15 protein-coding genes and 1 pseudogene are annotated in these 18,057 nt (G+C 67.3%); 3 read left to right on the top strand and 13 right to left on the bottom strand.

The window, feature by feature from the left end; all coding sequences use genetic code 11:
- Positions 1–15 precede the first annotated feature (15 nt).
- From B9Y70_RS11245 to B9Y70_RS11200, 10 genes are all read right to left on the bottom strand, one after another.
- A complete protein-coding gene (locus tag B9Y70_RS11245; protein ID WP_085550356.1) occupies positions 16–2,301 on the bottom strand; it encodes a RelA/SpoT family protein in 2,286 nt (761 codons plus the stop codon).
- A complete protein-coding gene (locus B9Y70_RS11240) occupies positions 2,298–2,834 on the bottom strand; it encodes an adenine phosphoribosyltransferase (protein ID WP_085550409.1) in 537 nt (178 codons plus the stop codon). Before B9Y70_RS11240 ends, B9Y70_RS11245 begins: the two co-directional genes overlap by 4 nt.
- On the bottom strand, positions 2,827–4,473 hold the full coding sequence (locus tag B9Y70_RS11235) for an ABC transporter substrate-binding protein (RefSeq protein WP_085550355.1): 1,647 nt from the start codon (positions 4,471–4,473) through the stop codon (positions 2,827–2,829). The genes B9Y70_RS11240 and B9Y70_RS11235 overlap by 8 nt, the downstream gene beginning before the upstream one ends.
- A gap of 101 nt (positions 4,474–4,574) precedes the next feature.
- Entirely contained in the window at positions 4,575–5,684 is a 1,110-nt protein-coding gene (gene secF, locus B9Y70_RS11230; protein ID WP_085550354.1) for a protein translocase subunit SecF, read from the bottom strand.
- On the bottom strand, positions 5,685–7,538 hold the full coding sequence (gene secD, locus B9Y70_RS11225; protein ID WP_085550353.1) for a protein translocase subunit SecD: 1,854 nt from the start codon (positions 7,536–7,538) through the stop codon (positions 5,685–5,687).
- Between the two features lie 260 nt (positions 7,539–7,798).
- Positions 7,799–8,242: a preprotein translocase subunit YajC gene (yajC, locus tag B9Y70_RS11220; RefSeq protein ID WP_085550352.1), complete on the bottom strand. Its 444-nt coding sequence runs from the start codon at positions 8,240–8,242 to the stop codon at positions 7,799–7,801.
- Between the two features lie 133 nt (positions 8,243–8,375).
- Positions 8,376–9,437, bottom strand: coding sequence for a Holliday junction branch migration DNA helicase RuvB (gene ruvB / locus B9Y70_RS11215; RefSeq protein WP_085550351.1), 1,062 nt, complete (start codon positions 9,435–9,437; stop codon positions 8,376–8,378).
- An 11-nt stretch (positions 9,438–9,448) separates the two neighbouring features.
- Positions 9,449–10,060 (bottom strand): Holliday junction branch migration protein RuvA, encoded by a 612-nt coding sequence (gene ruvA, locus B9Y70_RS11210; protein WP_085550350.1) that lies wholly within the window; start codon positions 10,058–10,060, stop codon positions 9,449–9,451.
- Positions 10,057–10,590: a crossover junction endodeoxyribonuclease RuvC gene (gene ruvC / locus B9Y70_RS11205; protein WP_085550349.1), complete on the bottom strand. Its 534-nt coding sequence runs from the start codon at positions 10,588–10,590 to the stop codon at positions 10,057–10,059. The genes ruvA and ruvC overlap by 4 nt, the downstream gene beginning before the upstream one ends.
- Positions 10,591–10,645: 55 nt before the next feature.
- Positions 10,646–11,398 (bottom strand): YebC/PmpR family DNA-binding transcriptional regulator, encoded by a 753-nt coding sequence (locus B9Y70_RS11200; protein ID WP_085550348.1) that lies wholly within the window; start codon positions 11,396–11,398, stop codon positions 10,646–10,648.
- Positions 11,399–11,760: 362 nt separating this feature from the next.
- On the opposite strand from B9Y70_RS11200, the pseudogene B9Y70_RS11195 reads away from it, so the two are divergent.
- Both B9Y70_RS11195 and B9Y70_RS12685 read left to right on the top strand, forming a co-directional pair.
- A pseudogene (locus B9Y70_RS11195) lies at positions 11,761–13,078 on the top strand (ISL3 family transposase).
- 212 nt (positions 13,079–13,290) lie between these two features.
- Positions 13,291–13,635, top strand: coding sequence for a hypothetical protein (locus tag B9Y70_RS12685; protein ID WP_143337630.1), 345 nt, complete (start codon positions 13,291–13,293; stop codon positions 13,633–13,635).
- 248 nt (positions 13,636–13,883) lie between these two features.
- On the opposite strand, the gene B9Y70_RS11190 is transcribed toward B9Y70_RS12685, so the two are convergent.
- Entirely contained in the window at positions 13,884–14,741 is an 858-nt protein-coding gene (locus B9Y70_RS11190; RefSeq protein WP_085550347.1) for an acyl-CoA thioesterase, read from the bottom strand.
- A gap of 88 nt (positions 14,742–14,829) precedes the next feature.
- On the opposite strand from B9Y70_RS11190, the gene B9Y70_RS11185 reads away from it, so the two are divergent.
- Positions 14,830–15,342: a DUF3817 domain-containing protein gene (locus B9Y70_RS11185; RefSeq protein WP_085550346.1), complete on the top strand. Its 513-nt coding sequence runs from the start codon at positions 14,830–14,832 to the stop codon at positions 15,340–15,342.
- 68 nt (positions 15,343–15,410) lie between these two features.
- Here the strand turns inward: B9Y70_RS11185 and pdxS are convergent, their stop codons facing one another.
- Complete coding sequence (gene pdxS / locus B9Y70_RS11180) at positions 15,411–16,295, bottom strand: pyridoxal 5'-phosphate synthase lyase subunit PdxS (protein WP_085550345.1); 885 nt, start codon at positions 16,293–16,295, stop codon at positions 15,411–15,413.
- A 1,239-nt stretch (positions 16,296–17,534) separates the two neighbouring features.
- On the bottom strand, positions 17,535–18,041 hold the full coding sequence (locus B9Y70_RS13095) for a hypothetical protein (RefSeq protein WP_085550408.1): 507 nt from the start codon (positions 18,039–18,041) through the stop codon (positions 17,535–17,537).
- Positions 18,042–18,057 lie beyond the last annotated feature (16 nt).

Below are 18,057 nucleotides of genomic sequence, written 5' to 3'. Positions count from 1 at the left end.
GGGGGAACCCGCGGGTCAGGCGGTCACGCGGTAGACGTCGAACACTCCCTCGGTGTTGCGCAGCGTCGTGAGCAGCTGGCCGAGCTGTTTGGTGTCGGAGACCGAGAACGTCATCCGGATGGTCGCGATGTGGTCGTCGGTCGCCTGCGAATTCATCGACATGACCGAGAGCTTCTGGTCGCTGAATACCCGGGTGATTTCGAAGAGCAGGCCCTGGCGGTCGAGCGCCTCGACCTGTAGCGTCGCGGCGAAGGCCCCGCCGGACAGACCCGTGGTGGCCCAGGCGACGTCGATGAGCCGCTCCGGCTCCTGCCGCAGCTTCTCGGCGTTCGTGCAGTCCGCCCGGTGGACGGACACTCCCCCGCCGCGGGTGACGAAACCGAAGATCTCGTCGCCCGGGACCGGCTGGCAGCACTTGGCCATCTTCGCCATGACGTCCGGGCTCCCCTCAACGAGCACGCCGGTGCCCGTCTCGGAGTCCTTCGCCTGGGCGCGGGAACTGATGATCTCGGAGATCGGGGTGCGCGCGGCGAGGGCGTCGACGGCGTCGTCCTGGTCGCCGAACGCGGCCATGAGCTGGTTGGCCACGTGCTGCGCGGAGACGCTGCCCGCCCCGATGGCGGTGTAGAGGGCGTCGACGTCCGGGTAGTGCAGCTGCGTCGCCACCGTCTTCATCGACTGCGCGGTGAACAGGCGGTGCATGGGCAGGCCGCCGCGCTGCACCTCGGCGGCGAGGGCGTCGCGGCCGGCGTCGAGATGCTCCTCGCGGCGCTCCTTGGCGAACCACTGGCGGATCTTCGCCTTGGCCCGCGGGGACACGACGAAGTTCTGCCAGTCGCGCGACGGACCCGCATTCTGGTCCTTGGACGTGAACACCTCGACGCGGTCGCCGGACTTCAGCGCCGACTCCAGGGCCACGAGCTTGCCGTTGACCTTGGCTCCGATGCAGCGGTGGCCGACCTCGGTGTGCACCGCGTACGCGAAGTCCACCGGGGTGGATTCGGCCGGTAGGTTGACCACGTCACCTTTGGGGGTGAACACGAAGATCTGCTTGGCCGTGAGATCGTAGCGCAGGGAGTCAAGGAACTCGTTGGGGTCCGCGGCCTCCTTCTGCCAGTCGAGCAGCTGGCGCATCCACGCCATCTGGTCGACCTCCTCGCGGTCACCCTTGTGGGAGCCCTTCGTCTCCTTGTAGCGCCAGTGCGCGGCGACGCCGAACTCGGCGTTGTAGTGCATCTCGTGCGTGCGCACCTGCACCTCGAGGGGACGACCCTGCAGGGCCATGACCGTGGTGTGCAGCGACTGGTACACGCCGAAACGCGGGGACGAGATGTAGTCCTTGAAACGTCCCGGCAGCGCCGAGTACAGGGAGTGGACGACTCCGATGGCGGCGTAGCAGTTGTTGACGTTGTCGACGAGGATGCGGATACCCACCAGGTCGAAGATCTCGTCGAAGTCGCGGCCCCGGACGATCATCTTCTGGTAGATCGACCAGTAGTGCTTCGGGCGGCCCATGACCTCGGCCTCGATGTTGTTGTCGCGCAGGGCGGTGGTCACCTGGGTGACGATCTCCTTGAGCGCGCGATCACGCGAGGGGGCCCGGTCGGCGACGAGACGGACGATCTCGTCGTACTTCTTCGGGTAGAGGATGGCGAACGACAGGTCCTCCAGCTCCCACTTCACACTCGCCATTCCGAGGCGGTGCGCCAGCGGGGCGATGACCTCGAGGGTCTGGCGGGCCTTCTTCGCCTGCTTCTCCGGCGGGAGGAAACGCATGGTGCGCATGTTGTGCAGGCGGTCGGCCACCTTGATCACCAGGACGCGCGGATCCTGCGCCATGGCGACGATCATCTTGCGGATGGTCTCCGCCTCGGCGGCCGCGCCCAGGGCGACCTTGTCCAGCTTGGTCACCCCGTCGACGAGGCGGGCGACCTCGGCCCCGAAGTCGTCGGTGAGCTGCTCGAGGGAGTAGTCGGTGTCCTCCACCGTGTCGTGCAGCAGCGCCGCGACGAGTGTGGTGGTGTCCATGCCGATCTCCGCGGCGATGGTGGCCACCGCCAGCGGGTGCGTGATGTAGGGGTCCCCCGACTTACGGAACACGCCCTCGTGGAGGGTCTCCGCCAGATCATAGGCCCGGGACAGCAGCTCGGCGTCGGCCCGCGGGTGGAACTGGCGGTGGATCGACAGCAACGGGTCGAGCACCGGGTTCGTCTTCGCCCGGGTGCCGGTCAGCGACCGCGCCAGGCGGGCCGACATCCCGCGCACGCCGACGTTGGAGCGGTTCCGGTTGCGGTCGGTCATTCGTTGATCACCACCAGCGGCAGATCGGCCAGGCGCTCGCGCCCGCCGAGCTCCGCCACCTCCAGGACGACGACGTTGCCCACGACCTCACCGCCGCAGTGCTCGATGAGCTTCCGGGCGGCGACGAGGGTGCCACCGGTCGCGAGGACGTCGTCCACCAGCACGATCCGCACCCCCTCCAGCTCCTGGCCGTCCTCCGGGACCTCCAGGGCGGCGGTGCCGTACTCCAGCGAGTACTCCTCGGTGACCACCGGGGGCGGCAGCTTGCCCTTCTTACGGATCGCCAGGATGCCCAGGCCCAGCTTGTAGGCCACGGCCGAGCCGAGTAGGAAACCACGGGCGTCGAGGCCGCCGATCATCTGGGCACCGAGGCGGACGCAGGCGTCGGCAAGCTCATCGACGACGATCTGGAACGCATCCGCATCCGCCAGCACCGGGGTGAGATCCTCGAAGAGGATCCCCTCCTCCGGCCAGTCCTGCACGTAACGGATCCGGGCGGAGAGCGCCTCGCGGGCGCTTCCGTACTTATTCATCTGCGTCTGCTCCAGCACCGTCGTCCTCGCTCAGCCATCGGTCCATGTTCCAGCCGATACCGGCCAGTCCTGTGTACATCACTACGTTACCCACTGTGCGGTCGATCACGAATCGGCGGGGTTGAGCCGACAAGGGGATACTCGGGACGGACTCCCACAGTTCCTCCTCCCGCTCCCGCAGATACGGCAGCGAGTTCGCCCGGGCCGAGGCCGCACCGAACTCCGCCATGGGGTCGACGGCCATGAGCACCGCGTCGAGCTCCCCCTCCACGAAGACCTGCTCACCCCACTGACCGGTACCCATGCGGGTGACATCCGCCAGCGTCGACGCCTCCGCGGACGCATCGACGACCGTGATCCCGGCCTCCTCGCACGACACGCGGATCGCCTCCACCATGGCGGCCTTACGCTCGTCCGGGCCTGAGTAACCGATGCGCACCGTGGCCCCGGCCATCGCCTGCGCGCGCGGGATGTCGGTGCCCAGGTGCGCATCGCCGACCTCCGCCAGCAGCGGGGCCAACGGATCGTGGTGCGGCAGCGTGTGCAGCCCCACGGCCGGGACCTCCACCCCACTGATGCGTGACGACGCCTCCGCCACCGCCCGGTGATCCACACACGCGGCGAAGGACTCCCGGGCCCACGGGCTGCCGAACACACCCTGGTCGCCGAGCATGAGCGTGTCCGTCAGGTCGCCCACCGCCTCGGAGATGTCGAGGGTGTTCGTCGGGTCGTCGCGGTTGACCCACGTCGGCTCCGCGGTGCGAACATCGGCGATACGCAGCGCATCCTCCGCGAGCAGCCCGGCCGCGTCCGTGCCACGCGGCCACACGACGATGGTGTCGAGGTTCGGCTGATCGCCGTAGTAGTGCTCGTTGGGGACGAGAACGACCTCCCCGCTCTCCCCCACCCGGTCGATGACGAAGGGGCCGGACGTGACCTGCAGCTGCGGATCGAAGGAGGCGAGATCGAAACCGTCGCGCCAGATCGGTGCCACCTCCGCGAGGGTGACCACGTCATCGGTCTGCAGCGCGGTGTGCAGCTCCTGCTCGCTCAGCCCCGCCTTCGCCGCCACGGCATGCGCCGGCAGGACGGTACCCGGGCCGAAGAGATGCCGCCACCGGCCGCCCGCCTCCTCGTTGAACACCACGGTGAACCGCTTCTGCCCCGGTTCGCAGTCGAGCCGCAGAACCTCCTCGGTCTGCGGCAGGTGGGAGTCGAAGAGCCCCTCATGGACACCGGCCTTGTAGTGCAGCAGGAAATCCGTGCAGGTGACCGGCACACCGTCGGAGTACGTGGCGTCCTCCGCCAGCGTGTAGACCACCTGCCGGTTCGCCCCGGGAAGCACCTGCGTCTGCACGAGATCCGTGTTGGGGATCATCTGCCCCGACGGCCCCGGCACGAACACCGCCGGATAAAGGCGACCCGACAGGGCCTCCGTGTTCGACGACGCGCCCACCCGGGACGCCGCGTTCGAGGTGGGCAGCGTCGTGTCGAGCAGGTACCCGAAGAAATCGGTGCTGGCGACGGCCCCCTCCTCGGGGGCAGCCGGCTGCGCACCCTCCTCGGAGCAGGCGACCAGCAGGGAGGCACCCACCGCGAACGCCACGGCGGCGGCCACACCCCGGGCCCCCGACTTCATCCGATTCGACACGTCTCGCCTTTCTCCGTCCCCCGGCCCGGGAGATACCAGCACCGGATCATGATCTGCCCAGTATATGCCGTCCGCCGGGGTGGAGAACACTAACTGCGGCCCGGCCGCCAGGTGCTGCCCGGAGCGGGGGTGTCCGGTCCGGCGACGGTGCGCTTCGGGGCGGCGTCGACAAGCTCGTCGCCCTCGACCGGGTTCTCGTCGGTGAGCTTGCCCGCGCGGTAGTCCGCTACCTCCTGGTTGTGCTTCTTCGTGTCCTTGCGGCGGTTCATCAGGCCCACGAGGATCGGGGTGGCCAGGAAGATCGAGGAGAAGATGCCCTCGACGACGCCGATGAGCTGGATGAGCGCCAGGTCCTTGAGGGTGCCCACACCCATGAGCCACACCGCGACGATCATGAGGGCGATGATCGGCAGTGCCGAGATCACCGACGTGGAGATGGAACGCATGACCGTCTGGTTGACCGCCAGGTTCGCCTCCTCCCCGTACGTCGAACGTCGGGAATTGAGGTAGCCGGCGGTGTTCTCACGCACCTTGTCGAAGACGATGACCGTGTCGTAGATGGAGAACGACAGCACCGTGAGCAGACCGATGACCGACGCCGGGGACACCTCGAAGCCGAACAGCGCGTAGATGCCGGCGATGAGGATGCCGTCGACCAGCAGGGCGATCATCGCCGCCGCCGCCATCTCCTTCTCCAGGCGGAAGGCGATGTAGAGGAACGCCAGGCCGAGGAACACGGCCATCGCGATGAGCATGCGCTGCGTGATCGTCGAACCCCACGACTCGGAGACCGTGGAGTCACCGATCGCGTCCGGGGACGGCTGGCCCTGCGCGTCGAGGGGCTGGTGCTCCTCGTAGATGGCGGCGCGGGCATTGTCGATCTGCTCTGTGGTCAGACGCTCCGAGTTGATCTCCAGGGTGCGGGAGTCACCGGCGCCGACGATCTGCGTGATCTCCGGGGTGACGCCGGTGGCCTCGACGAAGGTCTCCTCGACCTCCTCGACGACCAGCTCCCCGGCCGGCATGTTCATCTTGGTGCCGCCCTCGAAGTCGATGCTGAGGTCGAAACCACGGATGCCGATCGCCGCGACCGAGATGACCAGCAGCACGGCGGTGATCCAGTACCACAGGCGCGACCGGCCGATGAAGTCGACGCCGCCCTCACCGGTGTACAGACGGTTGAAAGTGCCGTTGCTCATCTACTTCTCCTCCGGGGTGGCGGTGACTGCAGTGCTGGCGGTGACTGCAGTGCTGGCGGTGCTGCCTGTGCTGGTGGGGGCGGCCGCTGCTTCGCGACGGTTGCGCGCGGCCAGCTCGAACACCTTGCCCATGCCGTTGACGGAGGGCTTGGCGAAGAACGGCTTGCGGGCGGCAAGCAGCATGAGCGGCGCCGTGACCAGGAACGTGACCAGCAGGTCGAACACGGTGGTCAGGCCCAGCGTGAACGCGAAGCCCTTGACCTCGCCAACGGCGAGGAAGTAGATGACCACCGCACCGATGAGGGTGACCATGTTGCCCGTGACGATGGTGCGCTTCGCGCGCTCCCAGCCGTGCTGCGCCGCGGAGCGGAAGGTGCGGCCCTCGCGGACCTCGTCCTTGACGCGCTCGTAGAACACGACGAAGGAGTCGGCGGTGGTGCCGATACCGATGATGAGGCCGGCGACGCCGGACAGGTCCAGCGAGTAGCCGATCCAGCGACCCAGCAGGATGAGCGAGCCGTAGACCAGCAGACCCGCGGTGAACAGGGTGATCAGCGAGATGAAACCGAAGAGTCGGTAGTAGGCGAACACGAAGATCGCCACGAGGATGAGGCCGACGACACCGGCGATGAGACCCGCCTGCAGCGAGGCCACACCGAGGGAGGCGGGCACCGACTGGGCGGTGCCGCCCGGCTCGCCGTCCTCACCGGCGAACGACAGCGGCAGCGCGCCGTAGCGCAGATTGTTGGCGAGCTCGGCCGCCGACTCCTGGGTGAAGTTACCCGTGATGGAGGTCGCCGAACCGAAGGGAGTCGCCGACTGGATGACCGGCGCGGAGATGACGCGCGAGTCCAGGGTGATGGCCACCTGCTGCTGCAGGTAGTCGCGGGTGAGGTCCGCCCAGGTCTGGGAACCGGAGTTCGCGCCGTCCGTCTTGAAGGCGAAGTTGATCTCCATCTGACCCGAGTCCGGGTTGAAACCGCCGGTGATGGGGCGGTCGGTGTCGATCTCGTTGCCCGTCAGGCGCGGGCCGTCCTCGTCGGTGATGCCGGACAGCAGCGGTGCCGGGTCCAGCAGGTAGACCTGACCGGTGCCCGGCTCGCAGGTGACCAGCGGCAGGGCCGCGTCGTCGGTGCCGGCGAGCGGGTCGGTCGGGGCGTCGCAACGCAGCAGGGTGCTGGCCGCCGCCTGCACGGTCGGGTCCGTCGACTGACGGTCCGTGCGCAGCTGCTCGGTGATCTCCTGACGACGCTCCGTCGACTCGATCGAGTTGGCCGGCTCCGGCAGCGGCGTGGCGGTGACCTCCGGTGCCTCGACCGGGTCGGTGCCCTCCGGCTGCTGGTTGTTCACTGCGTCGATGACCGTGGTGATGGAGTCCTCGGCCTGCTCGGTGGTGATGATGCCCAGCTCCACCCAGCGGTTGGCCATCTCCCCCAGCGCGTCGCCCAGGGCGGCCATGTCCGGGTTCGCCGGGGTGGCCACCGGGCGGAACAGCAGCTGCGACGTCTGGCCGACGGCGCGGGCCTCGGAGGTGTCCTCGCCCGGGACCGTGATGACCAGCGTGTTACCGTCCGTGACCACGCTCGCACCCGAGACGCCCATGCCGTTGACACGGTTCTCCAGGATGGTGCGGGCCTGCGACAGCTGGTCCTGCGTCGGCTCCTGGCCCTGCGGGACGAGGGTGACGCGGGTACCGCCCTGCAGGTCGATGCCCAGCTTCGGGCTGGCCTGGCGGTCACCGGTGAAGAACACCAGCGCCCACACCACGGCGACGATCAGGGCGAACAGCGCCAGCGCGCGCTTCGGCCAGGCCCGCTGGGACCCCGCCTTCTCGCGTCGGGTTGTGACGGACAATGAACTGTCTCCATCTGTTTTTATGTCTCTGACTTCCACCCGCGCGACCGGGGTCGGCGGCAGGTGCACAACCGATCATGCTACGTCATGGCGGCTGGCCGGGCAGTGCGCGGCCCCGGCAAGTTAACCGGGAAATGACGGACCCGCCGCACCCCGGGTGCGGCGGGTCAGGTTGCTTATCGACGTCACGTTCCCCGCTCACACCGCCCGGGCGGCGGCATGACCGGCCCGACGAGCGGGAAGGGCATCTCGAGCGTCGTCTAACGGTTCTCAGGGTGGCCGCCGTCGGGGCGGTTCTCCGGGTGCTCCGGGTAGTCGGTGCGGTCGGTGTAGTCGGTGTGGTCGGTGGCCTCCGGGTACTCCGGGTGCTGGTAGCCGACCTGCTCGTCGGCGGCCGGGATGGTGCCGGCACCGGCTGCGGTGGCACCGCCGATGACGCCGAGGTCCTCCGGGGTGGCCTTACGCATGATGGCGATGCGGTCCATGGTGACCTGGACGCCCGGGGCGATCTCGATCTCCACCTGGGTCTCGCGCGCGTTGACGATGGTGCCGTGGATGCCGGCGACGGTGACCACGCGGTCCCCGACACCGAGTGCGGACTGCATGTTCTGCATCTCGGTCTGGCGGCGACGCTGGCTGCGCATCATGAGGAACGACGGCAGGATGAAGATCGCGACAATGAGGACGAGGAGAAGGATATCCATGATGTGTCAGTGTGCCAGATCGCTGCGGTCGCATACCACCTGAACCACCGCGGGAGCGGCCTTTCCTACCCCGAAGCCCTTTTCCAGCGGCTTCCGGAGGCCCATCGCGGGCTACTGTGCCGCGGGCCGGCGGTCAGAACAGGCCGAGCGCGCCCTCCGGCGGCTCGAGGCCCAGGTGCCGCCACGCGCTGGCCGTGGCCACGCGCCCCCGCCCGGTGCGGGCGATGAGGCCGGCGCGCACCAGGTAGGGCTCGCACACCTCCTCGACGGTCCCGGGTTCCTCGCCGACGGCGATGGCCAGGGTGTTCACACCGACGGGCCCGCCGCCATGCCCGCGGATGAGCGCGGAGAGCACCGAGCGGTCGAGCCGGTCGAGGCCGAGCTCGTCGACGTCGAAGATCTCGAGCGCACCCTGGGCGGCGGCGAGGTTGATGTGGCCGTCGGCGTTGACCTCCGCGAAGTCACGCACCCGGCGCAGCAGCCGGTTGGCGATACGCGGCGTCCCCCGCGAGCGGGACGCGATCTCGACTGCGGCATCCGGGTCCATCGTGACGTCGAGGATCTTCGCGGCGCGGGTGACCACGCGGGTGAGGTCGGCGACGTCGTAGAACTCCATCTGCGCGGTGAAACCGAAACGGTCGCGCAGGGGGCCGGTGAGCATGCCGGACCGCGTCGTCGCTCCGACCAGGGTGAACGGCGGGAGTTCCAGCGGGATGGACGTGGCACCGGGCCCCTTGCCGACGATGACGTCGATCCGGAAGTCCTCCATCGCCATGTACAGCATCTCCTCCGCAGGCCGGGCGATGCGGTGGATCTCGTCGATGAACAGGACGTCACCCTCCATGAGGTTCGACAGCATCGCCGCGAGATCGCCCGCGCGCTCGAGCGCCGGGCCGGAGGTCATGCGGAGGTTGGTGTTGAGTTCCTGCGCGATGATCATCGCCATCGTCGTCTTGCCCAGTCCGGGCGGGCCGGACAGCAGCACGTGATCCGGGGTGACGCCGCGGTTCTTCGCGCCGGTGAGCACGAGCGAGAGCTGGTCACGCACCTTCTGCTGGCCGATGAACTCGTCGAGGTTCTTCGGGCGCAGGGTCGTCTCCGACTCCTGCTCCCCCGCCTGCAGCCGCGTATCGACGTCCCGGTCGATGTCGAATCCGTCCGGCAACCTGAACTCGGTGCGCTCCATGTCACTCACGACGCCCCAGCCTACTTCCGGCCGAGCTGGGTCAGCGCGGCACGCAGCGCGGCGGCGGTGTCGAGCTCGGGGTTCTCGGCGAGCACGCCCTCGACCACCGGGGCCGCCACGCGGTCGGTGAAGCCGAGTCCGACGAGCGCCTCGGTGACCTGCAACGCCACGGACTCCGCCGCCGGGGTGAGGTCGGGCACGACCGCCTCCCCCTCGGCGGGGGCCGGCGCGTAGGCCGCGACCTTGTCCTTCAGTTCCAGGACCAGCCGCTCGGCCATCCGCTTACCGACGCCCGGTATCCGCTGCAGCGCCTTCGCGTCCTCCCCCGCGATCGCCGCGGAGATCTCCCCCGCGTTGAAGACCGACAGGCAGGCCACCGCCAGGCGCGGGCCCAGCCCGGTGACGGTCTGCAGGAGGTGGAACATGCCGCGGTCCTCGTCGGAGGCGAAACCGTGGAGGATGTGTGCGTCCTCGCGGACGATGAGGCTGGTGAGCAGGACCGCCTCCTCCCCGCGGCGCAGGGTGGCCAGGGTCGCCGGGGTGGCCTCCACCCGGTAGCCCACGCCCGCGCACTCGATGACCACATGGTCCAGGCCGAGGGCGATGACGGTGCCACGAACCGATGCGATCACGATGTTCCTCCAGGGTTGAGCAGGGCGGTGGTGCGGGCGAGCAGCGGGGCGCGCCAGCAGTGGCAGACGGCCAGGGCCAGGGCATCGGCGGCGTCGGCCGGTTTCGGCGGCGCGGACAACCCCAGGATGCGGGTGATCATGGAGGTCATCTGCTTCTTGTCGGCCCGCCCGTTGCCGGAGATCGCCTTCTTGACCTCCGAGGGCGTGTACATGTGCACCGGGATCCCCCGCTGCGCGGCCGCCAGAACCAGCACCCCGGAGGCGTGGGCGGTGTGCATGACGGTGGAGACGTTGCCGCGTTCAAACACGCGCTCGACCGCCACGACGTCCGGACGATAGTCGTCCATCCACTCGTTGACGGCCGTCGACAGCCGCAGCAGGCGTTCGGCGAGCTCGGCGCCAGCCGGGGTGCGCACCACCCCGACGGCCACGGGCAGCACCTCCCGCCCCCGACCTGCCTGGACGACGGACAGACCGCACCGGGTCAAACCCGGGTCAATGCCCATCACCCGCAGTCCAGCCAGACTCACGCGTTACACCCTCCTGTGTGCCAGTGTTCCCCCAGTTATAGCACACACGTCCGAACTAGTCGTCGAGGGCGGCGAGGACCTCGTCGGAGAGGTCCATGTTGGTGTAGACGTCCTGGACGTCGTCGGAGTCCTCGAGGGCGTCGATGAGCTTGAACATCTTCTTCGCCCCCTCGACGTCCAGGGGCACCTCGACGGAGGCACGGAAGTCCTGGTCGGCTTCATCGACGGCGATGTCGGCGGCCTCGAGGGCCTCCTTGACGGCCTGCAGATCGGTCGGGGCGCAGACGACCTCGAACTTCTCCCCGAGGTCATTGACCTCCTCGGCGCCGGCGTCGAGGACCGCCATGAGGACGTCGTCCTCGCTCAGCTCACCCTTCTCCACCAGCACGATGCCGGTGCGGGTGAACAGGTACGCGACGGAACCGGACTCGCCGAGGTTGCCGCCGTTCTTGGACATGGCGGTGCGGACCTCGGTGGCGGCGCGGTTGCGGTTGTCGGTGAGGCACTCGATGAGGACGGCGACACCGTTGGGGCCGTAACCCTCGTAGGTGATGTTCTCCCAGTCGGAGCCACCGGCCTCCTCGCCGGCGCCGCGCTTGCGGGCACGCTCGATGTTGTCGTTGGGGACGGAGGCCTTCTTGGCCTTCTTGATCATGTCGTCCAGCGTCGGGTTACCGGCCGGATCGCCACCGCCCATGCGGGCCGCGACCTCAATGGCCTTGATCGCCTTGGCCCACTCCTTGGAGCGCTTGGCATCGTTCGCCGCCTTCTTGTGCTTGGTGGTCGCCCACTTTGAATGGCCTGCCATCGGTTCCCTTTCTTCCTGCCCTGCTCACCGCCGTGGCGGGTGCCGACGCTCGACCGCGGGGGCGTGGATCAACCACCCCGCGGGAGCGGGCAACACCGGGCGAACAGGGACGTCACGTGATTTGACTTGACCAAGTATACGCAGCCCGCCCGTGCCGAACGCCAGTCCGAGTGCGGAAAGTCGCGCCGATCCGCGACTCCCGGCCGGCGACTCCGCCTCCCGTGCACCTATACCGGCTCTTCGCGTTTCGGAGTGCGTAGGTGAGCCCAGGGTGGAGTTCGGGGTGGCACAACATATAGGGGTCCTGGCCGGTACAAGATGAGAGTTGCGAAGCTTCCATCTGACCGAACCAGGACCCTGCTGTGCAGCCTACTACTGGCAACCTCGTGGCCGACACCATCTGCCGTACCGCGGAAATCGGCCTGACGATCACCGGTGCCGCCGACGCCGGCACCCTCACCATTATCGACGCCGCACCCGTGACCGTGTCTGGCCTCTGCCCCGAGTGCGGAAATCCCGGAAAGCTACGGGACCACATCGTCCGGACCCTGGTCGACCTTCCCGTCGTGGGGTTCCCCACCCGTCTGCACGTGCGCGTCCCCCGTGTCACCTGCACGGACACCACCTGCGACAGGAAGATCTTCCAGGCCTCCCTGACGTGTGCCGATGATGGTGCGAAGCTGACCCACCGGGTCACCCGCTGGGTCCTCCAGCGCCTGGCAGTCGACCGCATGAGTGTGTCCGCCACGGCGAAAGCACTCGGGGTGGGCTGGGAGCTGGTCAACCAGGTTGCCGTCGACGCCTGCCGCAAGCTTGTCTACGACAACCCCTCCCACCTGGACGGCGTACGCATCCTCGGGGTCGACGAGCATGTGTGGAAGCACACCCGCCGCCCGGGCCAGCCATCGTCGTTTGTGACGGTCCTGGTGGACCTCACACCCCTGGTCACCGGGGCAGGTCCTGCCCGGTTGCTGGACATGCGCCCGGGACGCAGTGCAGAAGTCCTGCGAACCTGGCTGCAGGAACGCAGCCCTGAGTTCAGGAGACAAGTGCAGGTGGTGACCATGAATGGCTTCGCCGGCTACGCCACCGCGGTGGACCAGGCGCTCCCTCAGGCGAGAAAGGTCATGGATCCCTTCCATGTCGTGCACCTGGCCGCGGACAAGCTCGACCTGCTGTCGGCAACGCCTGCAACGTGAAACCTCGGGGCGGCGTGGGCGTAAGGATGATCCGTTATACAAGTACCGACGCACCTTGCTGACCAGGAGGAACTACCTCACGACGCGGCAGAACAGGCGGCTGGACCTGTTGTGGGCCACCGACGATGAGTACGTCGCACTCGAAGTCACCTGGATGTTCTACCAGGACCTGATCCAGGCGTACGGGCATCCGAAGAAAAAGGAGGGGAAGAAGCTGATGGACCGGATCATCAACACCCTGCGCAAGGGCTTACCGAAAGGCTTGGAGGAGCTCGCCCAACTGGGACGGACCTTGTGGCGCCGGCGTGAGGACGTGCTCGCCTACTTCGACATTGGGGCGTCCAACGGCCCGGTCGAAGCCATCGACGGACGGCTTGAGCACCTACGCGGCATCGCACTCGGATTCCGGAACCTCGACCACTACATCTTGCGGTCACTGATCCACTCCGGACAGCTGCAGGCCAGGATCAACGCACTCTAAATCGTGAAGAGCCCGTTATGATTGTTTCACCGTATAGATAAATTCCTGTTAGAGTATCAATTGTGGAAAAAGTATATGGCAATAGAATCCCGTCCGCTCACCGGTGGACAGTAGGATTACTAGTGGCAATGTCCCTTATTTTTTTGGTAACAGTTACTTTTAGTGGCCTAGTAAACCCATTGCCATCGGTAATTTTTACTATTATTTGCTTAGTGTTCGTGATCATTTACTGGAGAGCTGGCACCATAGTGTCTGCAAATTCAAATTCGGTGCAGTTGCAGTTGCCACCGTTGTGGAGAAAAACAATCCAGTTCGAAGAGATCCGGTCGATTGCTGTGGAGCCAATAAAACCCCTCGAACGGGAGTGGGGAAATCGGGGATCCTTGAAGCGTGGCGGAGAGATCTTTATCGATGCTGGGCAATCAACGAGCTGCCTGGCTTTTTATCTTATTGACAGCAAGGTAATTCGTATTGGAGTTTCTTCTCTGAAACGTGGGCAAGAGATTGCGAATGTCCTTGAATCCCATAGAGAAAAATCTTCTACTATTGTTAATTGAAAATGCGTTTGGAAGAGTATTCCATTGTTCTAAGCGTCTCACTGCGGTTGGGGACGACATATTTATTGATGCTGTAAACCTGTAAATATGTTGCGAGAGATGGGCTCTCGCTACAACCACAGTGGCAACTCGGATTATTAGTGCAGTTATGTTAAAGGCTAGATGGTTGGACTAGTTAAATGGCTCTTCACCGTCACATCGACAGGGCCCTGGTGACATGTCCTCAGTCAGGGTGAAAGTGCAACGCCCTAATCCGAACCCGGCGTCTTCACCGGGATGGACTGCGACCCCGGCCGCAGCGTGCGGGTGAGCCCCTCCTGGGTGACCATGGCGACGAGGTTCCCGGCGCGGTCGAAGATGCGGCCGTGGGTGAGCGCGCGCCCCGCGTGCGCGGAGGGCGAGACCTGGTCGTACATGAGCCAGTCGTCGGCGCGGAAGGGACGCAGGAACCACATGGCGTGGTCGAGGCTGGCCATCTGGACCTTGTGCCCCGGGTGCGGCACGAGGGAGGAGTGCAGCAGCGTCATGTCGGACATGTAGGCGAGGGTGCAGACGTGGAAGCGCTCGTCGTCGGGCAGGGGCCGTTTGGAGCGGAACCACACCACCTGCTGGGAGGGGGTGTACTTGTTGTGCTCGTACTTCTCCGGGGGCACGACGTGGATCTCCCAGTCGCCCCACTCCTCGAGCAGCGCGCGGGAGGACACGGGCATGGTGAAGTCGCCCTCGGCGAAGTCCTCCGGCATGGGCACCCTGCGCATGACGTCGGAGTGCTCGGGGCCGATGTCGTCGCGGACGTGGAAGCTGGCCTGCATGGAGAAGATCGTCTCTCCGTTCTGGACCGCGCGGACCTGGCGGGAGGAGAAGCTGCGGCCGTCGCGCAGCCGGTCGACGAGGAACACGGTCGGGTCGGCCGCCTTGCCGGCCGCCAGGAAGTAGCCGTGCAGGGAGTGCACGGCCTTGCCCGCCTCGACGGTCTCCGTGGCCGCCACCAGCGCCTGGGCCGCCACCTGGCCGCCGAAGGTGCGGATCAGCTCCGACTCCACGGCCGGGCCGCGGTAGATGTCGGTGTCGATCTTCTCCAGCCCGAGGATGTACTCGATGTCCATGGGCGATTACCTTACCCCCCGGAAATCAACCGGATGGTGGAGCCTGCGACCATGGAGTTTCGGCCTGTCCCCGGTAGGCTGGACAATTATGACGACAACCGCTCGCCCCACCACCGCGCGGGGGCTCACCCCCGCCACGTTCCACCGTTTCGCCGCCGCCCTGGAGATGTTCACCTGGGTCCTGCTCATCCTCGGCATGATCCTCAAGTACTCCGGCACCACCGAGGCGCTCATGCCCATTGCCGGTGGTATCCACGGTTTCGGCTTCCTCACCTTCATCGCCATCACGATCCTGCTGTGGGTCAACAACCGCTGGACCGTGGCGCAGGGCATCGTCGGCATGGGCGTGTCCGTCATCCCGTTCGCCGCCTGGCCGTTCACCATGTGGGCCGACCGCAAGGGTCTCCTCGAGGGCGGCTGGCGCTTCTCGGATCCGGCCGATGAGCCGCGCACCCTACCGGAGAAGGTGCTGGCGCAGTTCGTCCGCCACCCGGGCCGCTCGATCGCCATTCTGCTCGCGGTCATCGCGGTGGTGTTCACCATCCTCGTCATGATGGGCCCGCCGTACGATCCCGACGCCATCGCCGGTTCCGTCAGCTAGTCGACGCAGCAGGGGCCCCGACCGCACTGCCAACTGTGCGGTCGGGGCCCCTCGTGCATGCCGGGGTGTTACCAGCCGCGCTCGGCCAGGCGGTGGGAGACGGGCAGGTCGTCGACGTTGATGCCGACCATGGCCTCGCCGAGGCCGCGGGAGACGTCGGCGACGATCGCGGCGTCGGCGTAGTTCTCGGTGGCCTTGACGATGGCCCGGGCGCGCTGCTCCGGGTTGCCGGACTTGAAGATGCCGGAGCCGACGAAGACGCCGTCGGCGCCGAGCTGCATCATCATGGCGGCGTCGGCCGGGGTGGCGATGCCGCCGGCGGTGAGCAGCGGCACCGGGAGCCTGCCTTCGCGGGCGACCTCGGCGACGAGCTCGTAGGGGGCCTGCAGTTCCTTGGCGGCGACATAGAGCTCGTCCTCGGCCAGGGAGGTGAGGCGGGCGATCTCGGCGCGGATGGTGCGCATGTGGGTGACGGCGTTGGAGACGTCGCCGGTGCCGGCCTCACCCTTGGAGCGGATCATGGCCGCACCCTCGTTGATGCGGCGCAGGGCCTCGCCGAGGTTGGTGGCGCCGCAGACGAAGGGGGTGTCGAAGGCGAACTTGTCGATGTGGTTGGCGTAGTCGGCCGGGGTGAGCACCTCGGACTCGTCGATGAAGTCGACGCCGAGGGACTGCAGGACCTGGGCCTCGACGAAGTGGCCGATACGGGCCTTGGCCATGACGGGGATGTCCACGGCGGCGATGATGCCGTCGATCATGTCCGGGTCGGACATGCGGGACACGCCGCCCTGGGCGCGGATGTCAGCGGGGACGCGCTCGAGGGCCATGACGGCAACGGCGCCGGCCTCCTGGGCGATCGTCGCCTGCTCCGGGTTGACGACATCCATGATGACGCCGCCCTTGAACTGCTCCGCGACGCCGCGCTTGGCCCGGCCCGTGATGTTCGTGGTCACTTGGTGCTCCTTGGTTCACGAAAATGAAGTGTTGCCACCGAAACACTAGGCCGTGTCATGTGACGCGGGCCAATCACCCGGGGTTTTCATGCGCCCGGGGCTAGGATGTGGCGGTGCACAAGTTGATGTCGGTACCCGCGGTATGGCTCGGGTGGATCCTCTCGCGGCTGGTTCTGGCCCGTCTCATCATCGCCGACCCCACGCCTTTCGGCGACGTCCACTACTACCATTTCGGTCTGTTCGGCCCGGATCCGACCGCGATGACGGAGTATCCGGACGCGGGCGTGTGGCCGGTGCGCCTGCTGGCGTGGTTGACCACCCCGGAGATCACGGCGTTCCTCGCCGGTTTCATGGTGATGTGTCTGCTTATCGACGCCGCCGTCCTCGCCCTCCTGCTCCGGTACCGCCGAGAGCGCCGCTTCGTGGCGGGCTGGTTCTGGGTGTTCTTCGGGGTGGCGACGGGCCATGTCCTGTGGCTGCGTCTCGACCTGTTCCCCGGCGTCCTGGTGGCGGGGGCGGCGGCGCTGCTGCTCACCCGGCCGGTCCTCGGCGCGGCGGTGCTCGCCGGGGCGGCGGCGGTGAAGCTGTGGCCGGCGGTGCTGGCGGCCGGGCTCGTCGGTGGCCTGCGGCGGGCGGGCACGTGGCTGCGGGTGGGGGCGTTCTTCGGGTCGCTCCTCGTCCTGGCCGGCATCACGTGGGCGACCTCGGGGTTCGACCGACTGCTCAGCCCGCTCACCTACCAGGGTGACCGCGGGATCCAGATCGAGTCACTGGCGGCCACCCCGTTCCTCATCGCGGCGCACGAGGACCCGGAGGCCTACTGGCGGGGCTACGCGGCGTCCAAGAGCTTCGAGATCCACGGCCCCGGTACCGACATGGCCGTGCAGGTGGCCGACTGGGCGATGCTCGTGGTGCTCGCCTTCGCCGTGTACTGGGCGGTGTGGCAGCTGTTGGACGACCGGTGGCACCCGCGACCGACGGTGGCGTTCATGCTGCTGGTGATCCTGCTGCTCATGGTGACCAACAAGGTGTTCTCCCCGCAGTACATCGTGTGGATCGGCCCGCTGCTGGCGGTGTGCCTGACGATGACCCGCTCCCGCCTGGTGTCCGCGATGGCGGTACTTGCGGTGGTGGCGGCGGCGCTGGGACTCTACGTCTTCCCCTTCCACTACACCCCGATCTGGGAGGACCCCGTCAACGCCACCACGGCCATCGCGGTGCTGGCGCTGCGCAACGTGGTCATCGTCGTGTTGACAGTGCTGGCGGCGTTGTGGCTCGTGCATGAGACCCGGGCGCAGCACACGAACCGTCCGCGCAGCCGTCGAGCTTCGTCCGCCACTTCCACACCACCGACGCCGTGAGCGCCACCAGGGAGATCACGGCCAGATAGGGCTGCGCCGGGGCCCACAGGCCCATCGCCCCGGAGGTGCCGAGCACGAGCAGGATGAGCTTGTTGCACACCGGGCACGCGACGGCGAACCAGGCGGCGAAGACGGACACCGACATGAGGGCACTGCGTTCAGGTTTGTCCTCCGGGTGGTCGTGCACCTTGCCGATGCTGAACCACGCGCCCGTGAGCAGGGCCGTCGCCCCGAGCACCGGGTACTCCCACCAGCGCACCGGCACCTCGCGGCCGAAGATCGGGTTGGGGATGATGTCGGAGGGGATGCCGATGAGCAGCAGTGTCCCCACCGCCGCCAGGAGGCCGTAGAGGGGGAGAATCCTGCGTCCGCGCCACGTCATCATGCCCGCCATCCTGCCA

The sequence above is a fragment of the Corynebacterium pollutisoli genome (assembly GCF_900177745.1).
Taxonomy (GTDB): domain Bacteria; phylum Actinomycetota; class Actinomycetes; order Mycobacteriales; family Mycobacteriaceae; genus Corynebacterium; species Corynebacterium pollutisoli.
Note: the sequence above shows the minus strand (reverse complement) of the source record. Positions and strands in the feature narration are given on the sequence as shown.